The organism is Edaphobacter sp., assembly GCF_028283685.1.
In the GTDB taxonomy this organism is placed as follows: Bacteria; Acidobacteriota; Terriglobia; order Terriglobales; family Acidobacteriaceae; genus Edaphobacter.
In genome coordinates this window covers 279,100-300,875 of sequence record NZ_JAPWKF010000001.1, presented here as the reverse complement: position 1 = coordinate 300,875, position 21,776 = coordinate 279,100, and the positions used below count along the sequence as shown (strand labels likewise).

The 21,776-nt window shown below is 57.2% G+C and carries 8 protein-coding genes and 1 pseudogene; 6 read left to right on the top strand and 3 right to left on the bottom strand.

Annotation, left to right across the window (positions count from 1 at the left end):
* The first annotated feature begins 137 nt into the window (after positions 1-137).
* A complete protein-coding gene (locus PW789_RS01180; protein ID WP_299370411.1) occupies positions 138-2,834 on the top strand; it encodes a glycosyl hydrolase in 2,697 nt (898 codons plus the stop codon).
* Here PW789_RS01180 and PW789_RS01175 read toward each other — a convergent pair.
* Positions 2,821-3,414 (bottom strand): acyltransferase, encoded by a 594-nt coding sequence (locus PW789_RS01175; RefSeq protein WP_299370409.1) that lies wholly within the window; start codon positions 3,412-3,414, stop codon positions 2,821-2,823. The two genes, PW789_RS01180 and PW789_RS01175, sit on opposite strands and share 14 nt — an antisense overlap.
* Before the next feature lie 9 nt (positions 3,415-3,423).
* Complete coding sequence (locus PW789_RS01170) at positions 3,424-4,431, bottom strand: glycosyltransferase family 2 protein (RefSeq protein ID WP_299370407.1); 1,008 nt, start codon at positions 4,429-4,431, stop codon at positions 3,424-3,426.
* A 245-nt stretch (positions 4,432-4,676) separates the two neighbouring features.
* On the opposite strand from PW789_RS01170, the gene PW789_RS01165 reads away from it, so the two are divergent.
* From PW789_RS01165 to PW789_RS01145, 5 genes and pseudogenes are all read left to right on the top strand, one after another.
* Complete coding sequence (locus tag PW789_RS01165) at positions 4,677-5,921, top strand: glycosyltransferase family 4 protein (protein ID WP_299370405.1); 1,245 nt, start codon at positions 4,677-4,679, stop codon at positions 5,919-5,921.
* A gap of 671 nt (positions 5,922-6,592) precedes the next feature.
* Entirely contained in the window at positions 6,593-8,593 is a 2,001-nt protein-coding gene (locus tag PW789_RS01160) for an amino acid adenylation domain-containing protein (RefSeq protein ID WP_299370403.1), read from the top strand.
* Positions 8,590-16,704 carry a non-ribosomal peptide synthetase/type I polyketide synthase gene (locus tag PW789_RS01155; protein ID WP_299370401.1) on the top strand — a complete coding sequence of 2,705 codons (8,115 nt, stop codon included), beginning with the start codon at positions 8,590-8,592 and terminating at the stop codon, positions 16,702-16,704. Before PW789_RS01160 ends, PW789_RS01155 begins: the two co-directional genes overlap by 4 nt.
* Positions 16,701-18,019: pseudogene (locus PW789_RS20020) on the top strand (condensation domain-containing protein); the annotation flags it as partial. The gene PW789_RS01155 and the pseudogene PW789_RS20020, both read left to right, overlap by 4 nt.
* 93 nt (positions 18,020-18,112) lie before the next feature.
* Entirely contained in the window at positions 18,113-20,596 is a 2,484-nt protein-coding gene (locus PW789_RS01145; protein ID WP_367182471.1) for an alpha/beta fold hydrolase, read from the top strand.
* On the opposite strand, the gene PW789_RS01140 is transcribed toward PW789_RS01145, so the two are convergent.
* Complete coding sequence (locus PW789_RS01140) at positions 20,547-21,719, bottom strand: hypothetical protein (RefSeq protein WP_299370397.1); 1,173 nt, start codon at positions 21,717-21,719, stop codon at positions 20,547-20,549. The two genes, PW789_RS01145 and PW789_RS01140, sit on opposite strands and share 50 nt — an antisense overlap.
* Between the last annotated feature and the right edge of the window lie 57 nt (positions 21,720-21,776).

Sequence of the window (21,776 nt, the reverse complement as noted above, 5' to 3'; positions counted from 1 at the left end):
TCTGCGCGATTCCTGATGGCCCCAAGGCCCGGATCTGACGGGAGTGGTCCAAACACTATTCGATTTACATGGTGCTTTGGCATTAATATGGTTTGCGACCTTGGAAAGGGGTGGGTGTTTCCTCGGAAACCATCGGTATGCGTCTATCTTCGATTTGTTCAACTCTCTTCGTATGCGGCCTGACGGGCGCCAGCCTTGCACAATCCAAACCTGCAATTGACTGCAATCAGTCTTCGTCGATCAACCGCTGCCTGCTATCCGTCATGCACACGCCTCCGGCCAATGCCCGCCCGATGGTGCGCTGGTGGTGGTTTGGCGTTGCAGCTGATAAAGCCGAGATTCTGAAAGAGCTGCAACAGATGAAGGCTGATGATATCGGCGGCGTCGAGTTGGCCTTTGTCTATCCGCAGATTGTGAATGATCCCTCGAAGGGAATTCACAATGACCCTTTTCTAAGTCCTGAGATGCTGGAAAATGTTCGCTATGCTCAGGAGCAGGCGCGCCTGCTTGGCATACGGGTTGACGTAACCCTGGGTTCGGGTTGGCCGTATGGTGGTCCTGCAACGACGTTGGATGAGGCGGCCCATCGCCTGAGAGTGATGGAGATTCCCCTGCCCAAGGGGGTCGCCGAGCTGCCTAAGGTTAAGCTGGCTGCTGGCGAAAGCATCGTATCTGTTTCCGTGGTCAATGGAGCGCCTCATGAATGGGACGCGGCCAGTGCTGTGTTGATTCGTCCGGTTACGGCTCCCCTTCCCGCCTCCGGGAAGGATCGCGTGGCGCTTTTCTTTATTGATTCGCACACCAGGCAGGTCGTTAAAAGAGCTTCCGTGGGAGCCGAAGGCTGGGTTCTGGACCCATTTCAGCGCAAGGCCGTCGAGACCCACCTCGATGCAGTTGGCGGGCCGCTCGTCCGCGCGTTTGGGAAGACTCCTCCCTATGCGATCTTCTCCGATTCGCTGGAAGCCTACGGCGCGGATTGGACGCCGAATCTACCGCAGGAGTTCATGACACGGAGAGGCTACGATCTGCTGCCACACCTGCCAGAGTTAGTCGCTGGAGGCACGCCTCAGGCCGATGCGATCCGTCATGACTGGGGGAAGACGCTGACGGAGTTGGTCGAGCAGAACTATCTCATCCCGATCAACACCTGGGCGAAGGAGCACCATACCCAATTCCGGTCGCAGACTTATGGCGAACCGGCAGTCACACTCTCCAGCCAGAGGCTGGTTGCGCTTGCTGAAGGAGAGGGTCCTTACTGGCGGCAGTTCAATACGCTTCGCTGGGCGGCCTCCGGAAATCACCTGTACGGGCAGAACATTACCTCAGCCGAGACCTTCACCTGGCTGCACTCCCCGGTCTTTCGTGCGACACCGCTGGATATGAAGGCGGAGGCGGACCTCCACTTTATCGTTGGTACAAATCAGATCATCGGACACGGCTGGCCTTATTCAGCGCCGCAGGCAGGTGAGCCAGGCTGGTCTCTTTATGCAGCCGCAGTCTTCAACGATCACAATCCGTGGCATCCCGTCATGCCTGACGTCGCTGGATATATTCAGCGCGTGAGCGCCCTGATGCGAATGGGGCGGCCGGCGAACCAGGTGGCCTTGCTGCTTCCAGTGGACGACGCTTGGGCCGGATTTACTCCCGGACATGTCAGCGTCACCGCCACTCTAGCAAAGACGCTATCGCCCGAGGTGATCACAGCCATCCTGGATGCTGGCTACAACTTCGACTTTATCGATGCGGAGGCGATCCAGCGGGTCGGCATTCACTATCCAATTCTCGTTGTTCCGGCGACCCATCGCATGTCGCTGGCCACGCTGCAGAGCCTCGAAAGCTACGTCGCAAAGGGTGGCAAGGTGATCAGCGTTGGGGATGAGCCATCGCTGTCGACCGACGGAAAGGCGTTGCCTGAGATCACGCAGCTCTCACAGAAGCTCTTTGAGGTACAGAAGCAGACGCATGTAAGCGAGGCATCAGAGCTGGGAGACGCCCTGCACCACGCCGCGGCTCCTGACCTGACGTTGAGCACAAAGCAGCCCGAGATTGGTTTTATCAGAAGACATCTGGAGAAAGCCGACATCTACTTCGTCGCAAACACCAGCAATCAAACGGTCAGCTCTGAAGTCAGCTTCGGATCGAAGTTTTCGCACGCCGTGGTTATCGATCCCACATCCAACACAACCGCAGAGGCCAGCAAGGAGAAGTTCACGCTCAAGCTTGCGCCTTACGAGTCGCGCATCTTTATCCTGTCCAACGATGCCGGCATCAAGTCGCCTGCGCCGTTGCCCTCAGTAGAGCTCGTCGATCTTTCGCATGACTGGAAGGTTGACTTCACCAGTCTTACGACCTCGAAGAGCATGCAGAGCCTGGAGGATTGGACCTCCAGCAGCGATACGGAACACTACTCCGGCGAAGCAGTCTATCGGCGCACGTTTGATCTGAAGACCAAGAGGAAGAAGTCTGTCTATCTCTCGATTGAGGGAGGACACCCTGTCGACTCCTATACGGCGAAGAGTCATCCAGGCACGCAGGCCTGGTACGAAGGCCCGGTTCGCGAGGCGGCTCAGGTTGTGGTTAATGGCCATCTCGCTGGTGCCCTGTGGCACCCGCCCTATCAACTCGATATCAGCAGCTACCTCAAGCCGGGCGTAAACCAGATCGAGCTGCATGTGTTCAATACCGCGATCAACGCCTGGTCGGCCCAGCCTCCTCACGATTACAAACCACTGATCAAGGAGTACGGGGATCGCTTCCAGATGCAGGATATGGATAAGGTGCGTCCAGTCTCATCGGGAATCCTCGGAACCATCAGGCTGGTTACGGTTCCGTAACCAGCTGCCGGATAGGTTTGGCTGGAACTCCTGCGACGATGGCCCCAGCCGGCACATCTTTTGTCACGACGGCGTTGGCGCCCACCGTTGCGCCATCGCCGATAGTGACTCCTCCAAGGATGGTCACTCCCCTGCCGATCCATACCTCGGAGCCGATAACGATGGGCTTGGCGGTATGACCCGCGTCACGCATAGGAACGCCTTCTCGTCGGGCGTGATTGGCATCGCGAATGCTCGAGTATTCACCGATCATGGTTCCCTCCCCGATGGTGATTCCTGCCATGGCAACGAGGTGTACGCCACGCGAAAAAACAACACTATGACCGATGGCGATCGAGGCCTGCTCCTGCGTCTCCAGGTGAAGATCGGGATAGATCAGAACATCGCGGCCAAACCTCACGGAACGCGTTCCATAAACCCAGACGCGGCCGAGCACAACAACGGAGGGCGGCAGCGGATTGCGCAGCTGGGCGGCAAGAGATGCGTGCGACCATAGACGACGGGACGACTCATGCAATCCGGCAGAGAGTCGTAAGAGTTTTTTGAGTGGGAGGACCAGCAGTGATTTAAGGCCGGGCATAGGCGGAGATTACCACGGGCGTGGGGGAGAGACTCGGCCGCCCTGCGTATCCTTCCACGCCTGGTTCATCAGGGAGATCAGCACACGGTAATCCTCCCCTCGCTGCTTGCGTACCGAGGCGCGACTCCAGCGATTCCTGGCTACGGTGAGCCGGTACATCGCCAGTTCGCTCCACTTCGCCATGTACACCTGGGGGCCGTGATGCTTCCGGTAATAGAGGAGTGTGCTCCGCATGCGCCACATGACCACCTGTGCCGTCATGGAGGAAAATTCGAGCTTCTTCTTCAACTGCCGCGATGATTCCCCACCGATATGAACGACGATGATGTCGGGCCAGTACCAGACGCTGAAGCCAGCCTGCTTGATCCGTCTGCATAGATCGACCTCTTCGTAGTAGAGAAAGAAGGCGGGGTCGAAGAGCCCTGTCTTTGCCAGGGCGGATGGCCGAATGATCGAGAAGGCGCCGGGCACCCAATCCACGGAGGCAGGCTCATCGTCGTTGGCCCAGGTGCGGTCGAAGTGGCCGAAGAAACGTGACTTCGGAAACTTGCCGGCGAGACCAGTGAGCACTACGAGATCGTGAACGATGGAATGAAACGAGCGGGACGAAGGCTGCCACGATCCATCCCGGCCGATCAGACGAGAGCCACCCAGGCCGCAGTCCGGCTGGGCATCCATGTGCTCGATTGCCCTCTTCAGGGCACCTTCCTGAAAGAAGGCATCCGAGTTGAGCAGTACGTAGTATCGGCCTGATGCCTGCTGCAAGGCGATGTTATTCGCCGCTCCGAAGCCAAGATTGATATCGCTCTCAAGCAGCTTGACCTGTGAAAAGCACTCCCGGACCATCTGCGTAGAGCCGTCATGGGAGTTGTTGTCGACAACGAAGATCTCGATGGAGAGACCTGTCGACTCGCGGATCACCGATTCAAGACACTCGCGCAAAATCTGTCGCGTATTAAACGAGACGATAATGATGGACGCATCAAAACCTAAGCCCTCTGGAGCCTTTGTCAGCACAGTATGTTCAGTATACGAAGAAGATTTTGAATCATTCGAATATCTTTTGTGTTACTTAGGGCACATCGGCTCGTTGATACGATTGCTGCGGAGACCGCGCGTTCCTGCTGCCCTTCTAGACGACAATTGCCTGAAATGGTCTACACGCCAACTCTAAAAAAGTGCGGCTGGTATTCTCAGATTTACCTGACAGGCATTCGAGTTCAGGTCTTCTGCTCTTATATCTTCCCTTGAGGTCTTTCTGCATGACTGCTGCGGCACCGGCCAGCACTTCCAACCAGGTGGATGTGATTCTGATCGCCCCGAATGTCTCCGAACAGATGGGTGGCGAAGCGATCAAGGCCCTTCAGATTTATCTGGAGTTGAAGCGGCAGGGCGTGCGAGTTCACCAGATCACACATGTGCGGGTCCGCAAGGAGCTGGAGAAGAGCTTCCCGGATATGCAGGTCACCTATACGCCCGATACAAAGCTGCAGGAGATGCTGCACCGCGGCAAGCTCTTTGAGCAACTGCTGAACCTGGACTTCCTTCTCTCGGCGACAAAGGCTGCCGAGCAGTTGCTCAGGCAGAATCCTGACGCCTTGGTGCACTTCACCTCACCGGTCTCCCCCGTACTTCCTTACCCGAGCCTGCATAATGCCAAGGTTGTTATCGGCCCGGTCAACGGGAACATCCATTATCCGGTGGGCTTTCGCGAGCGCGAAAGAGCCGCCTACAAGATCCGCCGCTGGCTGCATCCCGCGATGCAGTTCCTTCATCGCATGACCTTTCGCGGCAAGCAGAATGCTGATGCCGTCCTGGTCTCGGGTGGGGAGCGATCCTTTGCCTCATTAAGGATGGCCGGCTGCCGCGATGAGAGGCTGCTGCCTTCCATCGACAGCGGCGTGTTGGATCGTCTCTATGATCAGCCGCGCATCGAGCATCACGGAGAGAATCTGCGTTTCTTCCATAACGGACGTCTTGTGGAACACAAGGGGACTGATCTTATCGTCCGTAGCCTACTCAAGACAAAGCGCCGAATTGTGCTGGACATTATCGGGCGCGGACCGGAGCTTGGAAACCTCAGAGCCCTGGTGGATGAGTTGAAGCTGAAGGATCGCGTGAACTTCATTGAGTGGGTCCCCGATCACAGCAAGCTCTCCGAGATGCTTCGGCAATACCGCGCCTTCGTCTTCCCCAGTCTTGCCGAAGCCAACGGTATCGTCGTCCAGGAGGCGATGGTGCAAGGGCTTCCCGTAATCGCCTGCGACTGGGGAGGGCCATCTCTGCTCGTCACTCCGGAGACCGGCATCCTGATCGATCCCAAGGGCGAACAGTATGTCATCGACCATCTGGCTGCTTCCATGGACCAGCTGGCAGGCGATCCCGAGCTGGCGGAGAGCATGTCCGTCCATGCAAGGGAGCGCGCCCTTCGTGACGGGTATCTTTGGTCAGGGGTAATCAAAAACTGGAGGAAGGTCTACTCCAAGGTAACTTTGCGCTCAATCTGAATGCCTCGATCACCATCAACAGTGGCAATGTTTTTATTGATTTAGGTTAGATGGCGATCTAAGTCTTGATAAGTTGTCTATCGAGAACCAGATGGATAGAGGCTGGGAACGGCGCAGGGTTACCAGAGTGTCCATGAGCCTTATCTCTTTCTATTGCCTCACTTATATTTCGCTCCTCCCTTCATGTTTTGCTGTGGTAGAGTGGCCACATCAAATGGATTTATGCTTCTGAGTTTCTCAGTGATCTTTGCTTTCCGACGAGCTATAAGGCTTTGAAGGAAGTGAGCTTCGGCAGGTAACCTGCAGGATCGAACGCTGTGAATCTCAGCGGTTCCACTTAGCCGATTGAAGGCTGGCGGAACCGGAAACTATATGGGCCCACAACATTGCGGTACTGATTCTTTTTGCCTTTGGTCCTTTGGAAAAGTTCCATACAGTCAGACAATTCACATTGCTTACTGCAGATTTAGCTTCATCCAGAGGCAGGACAGCGTTTGGCAGGTCAAGCGTTCCACCAAACGTCTTGGCGGATATCGATTCGAACATCGTATGGCGCAGCAACACCAGCAGATACGAGGCGATGTAATGCTACAACGCAAGAGTTATACGCTCCACGTGCAGATCTGTGACAGGATCGTCCGAAGGGGCACTACTTTCTGGATACGGCACCTATGGCAACATCGACGAGACCTTCTGACGACCTGACAATTTCCGAGGATCCCATCCTCGTACTGCGCAATGACGATATTTCCCTGCTGCAACGGGCTCAGGCGGGAGATTCACTCCTTGCGCTATTTGACCGTGCAAGACAGGCCTACCCGGACCGGATTGCGGCCACATACGAATCGTCCTGCCTCACGTATCAGGAGCTAAATCGCTCTGCCAATCAGATGGCCTTTGAGCTGCGAGCCAGGGGTGTTCAGCGCGGCGACATCGTAGCAATCTATCTCGACCGCTCAATCACGATGATTGCGGCCATGCTGGGAGTTCTCAAACTGGGTGCGGCCTACCTGCCGATCGACCCGGGGTATCCCAAAGCCCGGGTTCAGCAAACTCTTGAGGATGCTAACCCTTCGGTTCTGGTGACCAGCAATCGGTTGGCAGCGGAGCTTGCTGGCATTCAGGCAACCATCTTTTCCGTGGAGACCCTGTCCGCCGACACCCCTGAACTTGTGCTGGAAGAACTTCCGACGGCACAGGACATCGCGTATCTGATGTATACCTCGGGCTCGACCGGCAAGCCGAAAGGCGTTCTCGTCACCCATGACAATGTCGTGCGTCTGATGACCGCGACCGATGCTTGGTTCCACTTCCAGCAGGACGATGTCTGGACGATGTTTCACTCCTTCGCGTTCGACTTCTCGGTATGGGAGATCTGGGGGCCACTCACGACAGGTGGAAGGCTGGTGATTGTTCCGTTTACCACAAGCCGCTCGCCAGAGGATTTTTATAAGCTGCTTTCTGATGAGAAGGTGACGGTGTTGAATCAGACCCCATCTGCCTTCTCCCTGCTCTGCCAAATCGAAGACGGCGGTACGGTTCTTCCGTTGGCGCTGCGCAAGGTCGTCTTCGGCGGTGAGGCGCTTTCGTTCCGGTCTCTGCGGGGATGGTTTGAGCGTCACGGCGATCAGTCACCGCAACTCATCAATATGTATGGGATCACGGAGACGACGGTCCACGTCACGTATCGCGTAGTCCGTGAGGCCGATACCAAGGGAGACCCTGAGAGCCTCATTGGTGTTCCCATCCCCGACCTGCAGATTTATCTCTTGAATGCCAAGATGCAGCCCGTTGCAGAGAGCGAGATCGGTGAGATCTGCGTTGGCGGCAGGGGCGTTGCACGGGGTTACCTGAATCGTGCGGAGCTGACTGCCGAACGGTTCGTCGCAGACCCGTTCAAAGCTGGAGGAATGCTTTATCGTTCCGGTGACCTGGCCCGGCGGAGGCATGACGGTGAGCTGGTCTACCTTGGTCGTGGCGATAACCAGGTCAAGATCAATGGATTTCGTATTGAGCTCGGCGAAGTTGAGGCTGCGATCAGCGACTACCCGGGGATGCAGCAGGTATCTGTCATGGCTCATAGCGCGGAGGATGGAAGACAGAGATTGGCTGCCTATTTTGTCTTCTCCGGTGGAACGCCACCCGTAGCTAGAGAGTTGAGTGGCTTTCTAGCAAATCGTCTGCCTCCGCAGATGATGCCTGCCTTCTATATTCCTCTGCCGTCGATCCCGCTGACCGGGAATGGCAAGGTCGATCGGGCGGCTCTCCCGAAACCTGAGACCGGGTCGCACGCCTCCCTCATCAACTCAGCCGCTACGGAGGCCCAGGCCAAGGGTAGCCCCATGGAAGAGCAGGTTGCAGCTATCTGGCGCGGCGTGCTGGGTGCGGCAGAGGTGGGTTTCGAAGACAACTTCTTCGATATCGGCGGAACGTCGGTTCTGCTGGTTTCTGTAAGGGCACAACTGCAGCAAAAGCTGGCCCGCACCATCCCTGTGACCTGGCTGTTTGAATTCACCACCGTACGAGGACTTGCCGGGAAGCTGGCCGAAGCCGAAGGGGCAGCCGGTAAGACCACGGCAACAACTCCGGCGCTCAGTGCCGCCCAGGAGCAGGCAAGGCGTCAACGGGAGGCCTTTGCGAGAATGAAGGCCGCGAAAGGTTCGATCCGATGAATCCGCTCGACGAGAAGGTGCCGGAATACGATTTGACCGAGCCCGTGCTGGACGGCATTGCCATCATCGGCATGTCTGGTCGATTTCCTGGAGCCAACAGCGTTGCGGAGTTCTGGAGGAATCAGCTTGCAGGCGTCGAAGCGATCTCCCACTTTCGACTGGAAGAGCTTGAACTGGAAGGCTCCCGTGAGTCCGTGGAGCGGCCAAACTACATTCGCTCCCGCTCAATCCTGAGGGATATCGAACAGTTCGATGCCGAGTTCTTTGGCATCCTGCCCAAGGATGCCCTGGTGATGGATCCGCAACACCGCCTCTTTCTGGAGTGCTGCTCTGAAGCCTTCGAAGACGCCGGCCACGATCCATTTCAGTATCCGGGGTCAATTGGAGTGATTGCCGGATCGAGCTACGGCAGCTACTTTCTATCGCAGCTCTGCAGGCAACCTGGTTTTCCTGAGAACTTTCTGGATAACTACCAGATCGGCAACTACTCCAGCATGATGGGCAACCAGCCCGAGTTTTTGCCGACGCGAGTCGCTTACAAATTCAATCTTCGCGGCCCCAGCTATGCCATTCAGACAGCATGCTCCACGTCGCTTCTGGCCGTTTGTCAGGCCTGCCAGAGTCTGCTGACTTATCAGAGCGACATGATGCTGGCTGGAGGCGTTTCGATCACGTTGCCGCAGAAGCGTGGCTATGTTTACGTAGAAGGCGGCATGGGCTCAGCGGATGGCCACTGCAAGCCGTTCGATGATGATGCCCAGGGTACGGTCTTTGGCAGCGGCGTCGGTGTGGTTCTGTTGAAGAGACTGGAAGATGCGATCAGCGATGGCGATCATGTCTATGCAGTCATTCGAGGCTTTGGGGTAAACAACGATGGCGCCGGCAAGATCGGCTACACGGCGCCTAGCGTCGAGGGTCAGGCAAACGTCATTACCATGGCGCAACAGGCAGCCGGAGTCGATGCACGCACGATCGAATACGTTGAAGCTCACGGTACGGCAACTCCTCTCGGAGATCCGATCGAACTGGCTGCGCTCACGAAGGCCTTCCGCACCAGTACCGAGGAAAGCGGCTTCTGCACCATCGGAACCGCGAAGGCGAACGTCGGACATCTTGATATTGCGGCAGGAATAACCGGGCTGATTCATGCCACCCAGGTCGTCCAACATGGACAGTTCCCCCCGACGTTGCACTTCAAGAAGCCCACAGAGAAGTTCGACTTTGCGTCCAGCCCGTTCCGCGTCACGGCATCCGGCGGCTCCTGGGTAAGTGACGGTCCCCGACGCGCAGCCGTCAGCGCCTTTGGCGTCGGTGGCACCAATGCACACCTGATCCTGGAGCAGGCTCCGCAGCAGCAGCCCAGTCCTTCCGATAGACGGTTCCAGCTTCTCTCTCTCTCGGCGAGATCACCGGAGGCTTTGGGCGCTGCCGCAAGGAATCTTGCAGACTATCTCGAAAGCAATCGAGAGACTCCTCTTTCCGATGCTGCTTATACGCTTCACCTGGGGCGCCGTGCCTTTGATCATCGCCTGGCGGTCACAGCCGATACGATCGACGCTGCGGTTACGGCGTTGGCTGCGTCTTCGAAGCTCCGTCCAAACCGCGAGAAGCGAGCTGGCAAGAGTAAGGCTGCGTACATGTTCCCCGGCCAAGGATCGCAGCACTCCAATATGGGCCGCGAGCTCTACCGCAGTGAGCCTGTCTTCCGCGATGCCTTCGATACCTGCGCGCGGATACTCCTGGCCGAAGAGGTTGATCTGATTGGCGGCCTCTTTCAGGATGATGACGGCAAGAGCAGTTTTGATACCACGCAGACATACTTTGCTCAGCCCGCTATCTTCGCCATCGAGTACGCGCTGTCGCAGTTGTGGATCTCATGGGGTGTTATACCCGAGGCCATGATCGGCCATAGCATCGGTGAGTTTGTCGCGGCCTGCCTTGCAGAGGTCCTTTCGCTCGAGGATGCACTTCACCTGGTGGCAATTCGCGGACGATTGATGCAGAGCCTTCCTGCGGGAGAGATGCTCAGTGTTCGCTTGGGAGAATCCGAGACCTCGGCACTCCTTGCGGAGGGACTGGATATTGCTGCGGCAAATGCGCCTTCCCTCTGTGTTGTCTCTGGACCATCCGATGTCATGGCCAGCCTGCAAGCGACACTGAGCAGCCGCGAGGTCGCTCATCGCAAGCTCTATACCTCGCATGCATTTCATTCGTCGATGATGGAACCCATCCTCGACGAATTTCGGCGCGAGGTCGAAAAGGTTTCACTTTCCGCCCCAACGATACGGTATGTCTCATGTGTCACGGGAGACTGGATCACCCATTCGCAGGCAACGAGTCCTGCTTACTGGACCGAGCACATTCGCAAGACGGTCCGTTTCTCTCAAGGTATCTCGACCCTGCTGGAGTTGCCGGATGTTGCCTTGCTGGAGGTTGGTCCCGGCTCGGCTCTGGCCACGCTGGCTCGCCAACACGTAGCTTCATCCGCGCCATGTCTTATCGTCTCGTCCTTGAGCGATGGAAATACGGAGCACACGGAAGACTTTGTACTGCTGCAAGCGGTCGGAGCGCTCTGGTCCCGTGGCGTGGATGTCTCCTGGGAGCGCTTCTATCAGTACGAGAGACGTCTTCGCGTCTCCCTGCCGACCTATCCGTTTGAAAGAAAAAGATTCTGGTTCAACGACACGCAACGCAGCACACGGGATGCTGCGGATATACAAGCACAAGAAGTCAACTTCAATGCGAAGAACGAGATCGATCTGGAAAAGATTATGGAGGAGAGTTTAAAGATGAGCACGACCACCACTCCTGGCAACAAAGTCCCGCGAAGCAGTTTTCTCTGCGGTGTCATCGCGGAGATCTTTGAAGAACTTTCCGGCCTGACCATCTCGGAAGCAGAGCAGGATGCCTCGTTTCTTGAGCTGGGCTTCGATTCCCTCTTTCTGACCCAGGCATCCCAGGCTCTCCAGAGCAAATTCGGCATCAAGATTACCTTCCGCCAACTCCTTGGCGATGTCTCCTCTCTAACGGCACTCGCAGCTTTTGTTGATCAGCAGCTCCCCGCCGGCTCGTTTGAGAGTCCTGCGGAGACTGCTGCGGAGATTCCGATGGAAAAGACAGGCTCCCAGATTGCAGCTTCTGCAAGCGTCGCTCAGCCAGCTTTGGCGCAACCGGCTTATCTGATCAACCCTGCTCCCTTGACCTCTGGCGGCAGCGGTCTAGAACAGCTGATGCGCGATCAACTGCAGGTGATGAATCAGCTCTTCTCTCAGCAGATGGCTGTGCTTCAGGGAGTTGCTGTGCAACCAGCGGCTGTTATGCCTTCTTCAGCGCAGGCTCCAGCAGGCACGGTTTCTGTTGCAGCGCCTGCGGTCCCGTCCGCCGCAACTGCAGCTGCATCGGGTCCCGCGCCAAAAGACGCGCACGTGGAACTGAAGGGCTATACCCCATTCAAGCCGTTGCAGAAGAGCGTCTCAGGCGAGATGACGCCACGGCAGATTGAGCACATCAGCAAGCTGACCGCGTTCTATAACAAGCGCACCGCGACCTCGAAGCAGAAGACCCAGGAGAGCCGGCCCTATCTTGCCGACCCGCGCGTCGTCGCGGGCTTCCGTGTGCAGTGGAAAGAGCTGATCTACCCGATCATTACGAGCAGCTCCAAGGGCTCCCGCCTCTGGGATCTCGACGGCAATGAGTATGTCGATATCCTGAACGGCTTCGGACCGATCATGCTGGGGCATCGTCCTGACTTTGTCGAAGAGGCCATCAACAAGCAGCTGCATGAAGGCTTCGAGATCGGACCCCAGACGATTCTCGCAGGTGAGGTTGCCAAGGCGCTCTGCGAGATGACGGGCAACGAGCGAGCGACGTTCTGCAATACCGGTTCAGAAGCTGTGATGGCAGCTATGAGACTTGCCCGTACCCTATCCGGAAAGAGCAAGGTGGTCTTCTTCGCTGGCGACTATCACGGTATGTTCGACGAGGTGCTCGTCAAGGGATTCAAGCGCGGAGGCTTACCTCAGTCCGCGCCAATCGCGCCCGGAATTCCGCGTGAGTCCGTCTCCAACATGGTGGTCTTGGACTATGGTACGGACGACTCACTGGAATGGATCCGTTCGCACGCCCAGGAGCTTGCGGCCGTGCTGGTTGAACCGGTGCAGAGCCGCCATCCGAATCTTCAGCCTATCGAGTTCCTCAAAGAGATCAGAAGGATTACCGAGCAGAACGATGTCTGCCTGATCTTTGATGAGGTAGTCACCGGTTTCCGCTCTCATCCGGGCGGATGCCAGGCGCTCTTTGGCATTCGTGCTGATCTTGCGACGTACGGCAAGGTACTGGCAGGCGGCATGCCGATGGGTGTGCTCGCTGGGAAAGCCCGTTATATGGATGCCCTGGACGGCGGCATGTGGCAGTATGGCGATGATTCGTTCCCCGAGGTCGGTGTGACCTTCTTTGCGGGAACCTTCGTGCGACACCCTCTCGCCATGGCCGCGTGCGCCGCGGTGTTGAAGCACCTGAAGGAGCAGGGACCGGAGCTTCAGCAGAGACTGACCACGCGGACAGCAGCACTGATTGCCCGGCTGAATACCTTGCTGACCGAGAATGAGCTTCCCATTCATATCGAGACCTTCGCCAGCTTCTTCTACTTCAGTTTCCCAAGTGATTATCGTTTCAGCAGCATCTTCTATACTCACTTGCGATCGAAGGGGATCTATCTTCTCGAAGGTTTCCCCTGCTTCCTGACGACGGAACACAGCGACGAGGACATGGAGCGGGTCTATCGCGCCTTCAAGGAGACGATCGCGGAGATGCAGGCCGGGGAGCTGCTTCCCTTGCCGTCAAGTGTGCTCTCAGCCGCCGTTGAAGCCATCGTCGAGACCGCGGCGAGTGCTCCAATTACTGAGTCGCAGATGGAAATTCTGCTCTCTGCACAGCTCTCTTCCGAGGCAAACTGCAGCTTCAACGAGTCGTTCACGCTCTATCTTGAAGGCGACCTCAATCAGAGGATCTTGGAAGACTCTCTGACGAACATCCTCTCTCGCTACGAGGCGCTTCGAGCGACGTTCGATCCTAATGCCGGAATACAAAACTTCTCCGCGCCAGCGCCGGTCGCTCTGCCACGGCTCGACCTGTCGGCTTTCGCCGAGTCAGAGCGCGCCGAAAAGCTCCACGCGTTTCTCGAGGAGGACTCGAGGACGCCGTTCGATCTGCTGAACGGCCCACTCGTGCGAATGACTCTGATTCGACTGTCGCCCACGCAGCATGCCCTGGCCTTCACCGGGCATCATGCTGTCTGCGATGGATGGAGCATCAACGTCATCCTCGACGAACTCTCAAGGACATACAGCGCGCGAGTCGCCGGCAAGGCTCCTCAACTGGACCCCGTGATGCCCTTCAGCGAGTATGCACGCAACCAGGAGAAGCATTTCGCTGGGGTCGAGGGTGCAGAGGTGGAGTCATATTGGATCAAGAAGTTTGAGGTTCTTCCTCCTCTTCTCGATCTGCCTCTTGACCATGCACGTCCTGCAATGAAGAGCTTTGAGGGGGCGACCTTCTCTCGCAAGATCGACCTGCAGACACTCAAGGATCTCAAGAAGGCAGGGGCACAGCACAAGTGCACCCTGTTCGTAACGCTACTGAGTGGCTTCGGTGCTCTGCTGTCTCGGCTGACCAACCAGGACGATATCGTGATCGGAGTTCCTGCAGCTGGACAATCCCTGGTGGAAGATCGGACGCTGGTGGGACATTGCGTCAACTTCGTCCCGATGCGCACGCTTCCCTCCGAAGGCATCTCGACAGCAGGGTTTCTGGACCAGGTTCGAAAGACTGTTTTCGATGCATACGACCATCAGAACTATACGTTCGGCCGTCTCGTGCGAAAGCTGGCAATCCCGCGAGATCCGAGTCGCCTGCCATTGCTGGAGGTCCAGTTCAACCTCGAAAAGATCGGGGGGGATCTCAACTTTGGCGGACTGAAAGTCTCCGTTGAGCCAAATCCCAAGAGCTTCGTCAACTTCGATCTGTTCGTGAATGCGGTGGAAGGCAGCGACGGTCTCACGCTTCATGTCGACTACAACACCAATCTTATCGACCAGGACACGCTGGCCCTTTGGCTGGATGCCTACGAGATGCTGATACGGGGAATTGCCGCCGACGCCTCGCAGCCGCTTGCCCATCTACCGCTGCTTACGATTCGCGAGCGTGACCGCGCGTTGTTTTCCTTCAACCAGACGGAATCCTCGTATCCAACAAATCTTTGCGTGCACCAACTGTTTGAGCAGCAGGCTGCAAAGACCCCCAACACTCGTGCCTTGCGGTTTGAAGATCAGCTGCTGACCTATGGCCAGCTCAACGAGAGAGTGAATCGGCTGGCGCGTTACCTGCTGACGCATGGCGTCAAGGCGGGAGATGTCGTCGGTATCTACATGGAACGGTCCGTGGCCATGGTGGTCTCGCTGTTAGCCACCTGGAAGGCGGGAGCCTGTTACGTTCCCCTCGATCCCACCTTCCCAGCCGAGCGGCTGAAGATGGTCTTCGAAGACATCGTGAACCCGACCGTTCTGACCCAGACCGCGATCGCAAACGATCTGCCTGCCGGTAATGCACGTGTGTTGAAGGTTGATGAGCTCTGGCCGGAGATCGAGCTCGAAGACGCCGGCAATTTGAACCTTGCGAACGATCCCGCAGCAGTGGCTTATGTCATCTATACCTCCGGGTCGACCGGTCGTCCGAAGGGTGTTGAGGTCACTCAGACCAACGTGGTCAATCTTCTCTGCTCCATGGAGAAGATTCCCGGTATGACATCCAAGGATGTTCTGGTGGCTGTCACCACCATATCGTTCGATATCGCGGCACTGGAGATCTATCTTCCTCTCGTATGCGGCGCAGAGCTTATTCTTGCCAGCCGCGCAGTGGCCAGCGATGGCAACCAGCTTCTAAAGCTGCTGACGGATGCACACGCCACCATCATGCAGGCAACGCCCATTACCTTCCGGCTCCTTCTGGCTGCAGGATGGACGGGCACTCCGGCTATCACCGCATGGTGTGGCGGAGAAGCCATGCCGCGAGATCTTGCCAACCAGCTTCTTGAGCGAGGCATTCCGCTCTGGAATATGTACGGTCCGACGGAGACGACTATCTGGTCAGCGACCAATCGGGTCATCGCGGAGGATGCTCCGGTTCCGGTGGGTCTTCCGATCGCCAATACGCAGTTTTATGTCCTGGATACCCTGCAACAGCTACTGCCTCTGGGAGTTCCGGGAGAGCTGTATATCGGCGGTGCAGGCGTTGCGAAGGGTTATTACAAGCGCCCAGACCTGACGGCATCCCGCTTTGTTGCCGATCCGTTCAGCGAGAAGGCCGGAGCTCGTATCTATCGCACGGGTGACATGGTCCGTCGGACGAGAAATGGCCAACTGGAGTTCCTGGGAAGGGCCGACGGCCAGATCAAATTGCGCGGCTTCCGTATTGAGCTCGGTGAGATTGAGACAATCCTTTCAACACATCCCTCCGTTGGCCAGGGGGTCGTTCTACTCCGCGAAGATGTCCCAGGCGATAAACGTCTTGTAGCCTACATCATCCCGCAATCCGATGCCCCGGTGGAGACAGACGCTCTTCGCCGCCACCTGATGGGCAAGCTGCCGGATTACATGGTTCCGGCTGCCTTCATCAGCCTGCCTTCGTTTCCTCTTACGGCAAATGGAAAGATCGACCGAAAGGCGCTTCCCGTCCCTGCCTGGGCATCCATGGCGCAGTCTTCGGGGTATGTGGCTCCGAGCACGCCGCAGGAAGAGAGCTTTGCAAGGATATGGGCAGACGTACTGCATCTCGACCAGGTCGGTATCGCGGACAGCATCTTTGAACTTGGAGGCGACTCGCTACACGTCTTCCAGATCGCTGCTCGAGCGAACCAGGCGGGGATCGATGTCAAGCCACGGCAGATTCTGCAGCATCGCACGATCACGGCCATCCTGAGCGACCTCACCAAGTCTGCCGCAGCACCAAAACTGGCACCTCTGACTCCGGTTTCCCGCGCTAAATATAGAATCGTGCAACCAGGCGTTCCCGGCCAGCCCGAACCGGTTGATCCAGGAGGCCGCGGCAACCGATGAGCACGGAGGTCACTGTTCGAGAGGACGTGCAGATCGTAACGCAGTCCGAGGAGTACTTCGCATTTCCTTTGACTCCAGGTCAGAGGACGATGCTTCCAGCGCCGCTGGAAAGTACCCCTGACTCTCGTTTTAACGGCGCCTTTCGGATGAATCTCGCTGGCCCGATCGATCTCGTGTTGCTGGAGCGTTCGCTTCAGGAGATAGCGAACCGTCACGAAGCTTTGAGAACAGTCTTCCGCAGCGTTGACGGCGAAGTCATGCAGATCATTCTTCCGCATGGCTCTACGACGTTAGACGTGTTCGACTTCACTACTCTTACAGAACAGCAACAGGTCGAGCAGATCGATGCTGTCTGCCTGCGCGAGGCACAGGCGAATTTCAACCTGACGCTTCATCCTCCAGTTCGTACGGTACTACTCCGTCTGTCGAGCGGCCGGTCGATGCTTGTGCTTACAATCCACCAGATTATCGGTGACGGATGGTCCATCGGAATCTGGATGGAGGAGCTCGCACGAATCTACACGGCGTTCGCTGCCGGACTGCAGAATCCACTCCCTCCGCTGGATTTCCAGTTTGGAGATTATGTCGTCTGGCAACAGGAGATGACGGAACGCCCGGAGATCAAGGAGCAGCTCACCTATTGGAAGAATCGCCTGACAGGTGCGCAGCAGATCAAGATTGAGCCGGACTTTGAAGCACCTGCGCAGATGTCGATCCAGAGCGATATTCTCTCCGCAATGCTGCCGGGCGATCTTTCGCAGGGGCTTCGTCAACTCGCCCAGAGCAGGGTACAACGTTTTTCGTGGTGACCACAGCCGCATGTCTGGCTCTGTTGTTTCGCTACACCGGTAAGTCCGATATCAGCCTGCGGACCCCGTTGGCGGGTCGAACGAGGATGGAGTTTGAAAGTATCTTCGGTCAGTTCGTGAACCAGGTGCTGATTCGGGCCGAGGTGCATCGCGCGATGACCTTCAGTGATCTCTTGGAACGCGTCCGTGAGCGCGTGTGGGAGGCTCTCGCGAACCAGGATGTTCCGTTCGACACGGTCATCTCTGAGGTTGCAGGTGCTGAGGCTAACTCCAATCAGCTCTTCCTGCTCAACTTTGTCTGCCAGAAGGAATATGGGCGCGGCGGTCCTTTTCAGTTCAAGCTAGGCGACGCCGATCTGACAACTCTTCCATCCAAGTCGCAGGGCGCACTTTACGATCTGAATTTTTTTCTGGTGGAACGTGAGGCGGGCTGGCGGCTTTCTCTGGAGTACAAGACCGACCTGTACTCTCGCAGCACGGCAGAGAGTCTGCACGGACACTTCATCGAGTTGCTCCGCCATGTCGCTTCCAATCCGCAACAGCTGATTGCGGAGATCCCTCTTTCTCCTGCGGATGCGCTTTCCAGCCGCTTGCCGGAGATGGAGACGAATGTTGCCGTCTCTGATAGCAACACCGAAGAGATGGGATTGCAGGCGATTCCTGCCAGCTACGCGCAGGAACGCTTCTGGACGCTTTCGCAGGTGGATGCCGCAAACCCTACATTTCATATGCCTGTCAGCCTGCGGATTACGGGCAGGCTTTCTTCCTCGGTGCTGGAGCAAAGCTTTCGTCTTCTGATTGAACGCCACGAGACGCTTCGGACCAGCTTTGCGGAGATCAACGGCGAGCTGATGCAGGTCATCCACGATGTGGCTCCGTTCCACCTGAATGTGATTCCAATGGAGGACCTTGCCGAGCAGGAAGGCGAGGCTCTGCTGGAGAACAACCTCAGGAGTCTTCTGGAGCAGCCGTTCGATCTGTCCCAGCTACCACTCTTCCATGCGGCTCTTTACCATCTGAGTCCCGCAGAGCACATTCTGGCTCTCAGCATCCACCATGCGATCTCGGACGCCTGGTCGATCCAGGTCTTTCAGCGTGAGCTTTGGACAGCCTACGAAGCGCTGCAGAAACAAGGAGCATTCTGCTTTGAGCCCTTGCAGCTTCAGTATGGTGATTTCTCTGTCTGGCAGAGGGAGTCGGCGGAGTCGGAGGCCACACAGCAGCACCTCCAGTATTGGATGAAGTCGCTCGGAGGTCAGCTGCCTGTCCTCGACTTCCCTACGGACCACGCACCGAACCAGCTCGCAGTCGCTAAGAGTTCCCTGGAGACACGGTTGCTCCCTCAGGAGTTATCCGCTGCGTTGAAGCAGATTGCACAGGCAAACAGTACGACGCTCTATGTGGCTACGCTTGCCTGCTTCAGTATGCTGCTGCATCAGGCGACACAGGCCGGGGATATGATCGTGGGCTCTCCTGTAGTGAACCGGAGACTGGAGACAGAGCCGCTGATTGGTCCGTTTGCCGGACCGGTCGCTCTCCGGCTTAGGCTGACCGGCGACCCTACGCTCCAGGAAGTTCTGGCAATGGTCCGAGAGACCACCGTTGAATCGCTGGGCCACGCCGAAGTTCCATTCGAGATGCTTCTGGAGAGGCTGTCCATACGCGCTTCCGGCGGAAGAAGCCCTCTCTTCCAGTTCTACTTCTTCTGCCAGCCCGCCTTCCTTCAAGCGCGGGAGCTTGATGGACTCACGATCACTCCCCTGCCGACGCGAAGTCTAGGACTTCCGTTCGAGATGCAGCTTGCCGTGATCGAGCGAAAGGAAGGCGTTCGCGCACAGCTGGAATACAACGCCAACCTGTTCGATGCGTCCACAATCCGGCAATGGCTGGAGTACTATCAAACACTTCTGTCAGCCCTGGTTACGGCCCCATCGCAGCGGCTCAGCCAGCTCCCGCCACCGCCTCATGTGTCATCGGGCAATGGAGCGGAAGGCTCCGTCATCGAGTTGTTGGCCGCAGCAGCGCAGATGGAGCCTCAGCAGACGGTAGCGCTCGCTGAGGAGACTCCGGTAGTCAACGATGAGGTGACGAGAGATCTCACGCGGGTATGGGAATCTTCGCTGAATCTCAAAGACGTTGGACCCCACGATGATTTCTTTGCGCTTGGTGGCAGATCCCTCGTTGCAGCCCGCTTGATCGCCAGAATCAATAAGCAATATGGACTGAAGCTGGGACTGGCAACGCTGTTCAGCTGCCCCACGATTGCCCAGCTATCTGCACAGATTCGAGGACGACTGAATCCTCAGCTGCCGTCCTCGATCGTCGCTGTCCAGTCGGGTGGTTCGAAGGCTCCTCTATTCATGATTCATGGAGTGGGAGGAAACGTCCTCAACTTCTACGATCTCTCCAGAAGCCTCGGCGCGGACCAGCCAGTCTACGGAATTGAAGCGCAGTCTCTGCAGCAGGATGCCACTCCGCTGACCAGTCTTGAAGAGCTTGCCGCGTATTACGTGGACGAGGTGCGCAAGATTCAGCCATCCGGACCGTATCACTTCCTTGGATACTCTTACGGCGGTTTTGTCGCTTTTGAGATGGCTCGGCAGCTGCAGATAGCAGGCGAAAAAGTCTCTCTTGTCGGGATGCTGGACACTCCCGTATGGCGTCACACTGTTCGAGAAGAAAATGGCACGCTGGCGACGGCTGCAAGGCAGCTCGCCGCCGTCTGGTCACCGTTCTTCCACCGCCTGCGCCCCCTTACTCCAATGGAGCTCTTCGATGCAGTGAAGAGCACGATCCTTCGCACTCTCTATACCTTTGCGATAGACCGTGGGAAGGTCATCCCAACAAGACTGCGGAGCGTTTATCACATCAATTCCTTTGCCGCAGTGAACTACGTCCCGAAGAAGTTAGAGGGAGCCGTAACCCTCCTGAGAGCCTCACGCGAAAAAGGCCCTCGCGATCTTGGCTGGGGGCGATTTACCTCGCAGCCGGCGCGCATCTTTGAGATACCGGGAGCCCATCTTCAGGTTCTCTCTAACGAGAACCTGCCACGCGTGGTGGAAAGCCTCCAGGAGTGCCTGTAGGAACGGATTGGGCAGGTCGTTTCCATTGCAGGAACTGCACTTCTTTGAACGGACTGACGTCTCCTGATTGAAGCAATGGGGACGCTTGTCCTCTCAGTGTCTGATCAAAGAATGCGAGCGAGTACCGGCGCACAATGGTCTGCATTTCGCGGGTATTGATCGGTCCCGTATGCGTGATTCGCCGTATGGGCGAGATCATTGGCTGATCGGTAAAGTCATCGTGCATCGCGCCCTGGATAATCAGTTGATAGCCGCCTGCCTGTTCCATCGCATGGTGAATGATGGCGTCGTCCTTCACATCCAACTCGGCTTCAACGCGGAGGGCTGGGATGGCGGAGTGGAGATCTTCCAGCTTCGGGCCAGGGTCTTGCTCAAACATAAACATCATGGACTTCGAAGCGGGCCAGTTCTCGACGCCGTTGAACGTCCAGCCATCCATGTTGATCGCGGAACGGACCCGCGGATCGACCTCGCAAAGACGCATTGCAGCGGCTCCGCCAAACGAGTGCCCGATCGATCCGACAAGATTGAAGTTCAATCGCCTGTACCAGACACTTGCTGGGGTCAGGCTCTCAGCCTGCAGCCGGTTCAGGACGAAGATTTCATCACCAGTCCACTTCTCCAGCTCCATATTCCAGAGCGCCTCGGTGCGCTCCGAGGATGCCGTGCCCACGTCGATAATGGGCGATCCGCGAATCTCATCGACGGTCCTTCCATCCGGGAAGGTGACGCGCCCTGCGTTGTAAGGATGGTCGATGCTGACGACGACATATCCGTGGCTCGCCAGCTCCTCCGTAAGGAAGGTGTCCTGAACCCGCGTTCCGCCCCAACCGTGTCCGAAGATCACGATGGGAAACGGCAGATCACTCTGAGCAAGCGGGGCATCTTGACGGGAGTTCGTCTTCAGGACGGCCTGATACGTCTGTCTAAGCCTGCTATCGGACCATTGCCGGTATCGCGCCAGGGGCTTTCCTGAAGGGCTTGCCGGATACCATAGCTGCACCATCAGCTCCCTGCTGGCTGAGCCATGAGGGTTGGCATCCTCCTTCCGGCTATCGTCGCGCATGTACACGATGCGGGTGCCGACCGGGTACTGGCCCGTGGGCTTCGGCAGAGAAAACATGGGGACCGCATACGACAGGCCACAGCCGATCGCTGCAAGGATGACAACTGTGGCTGT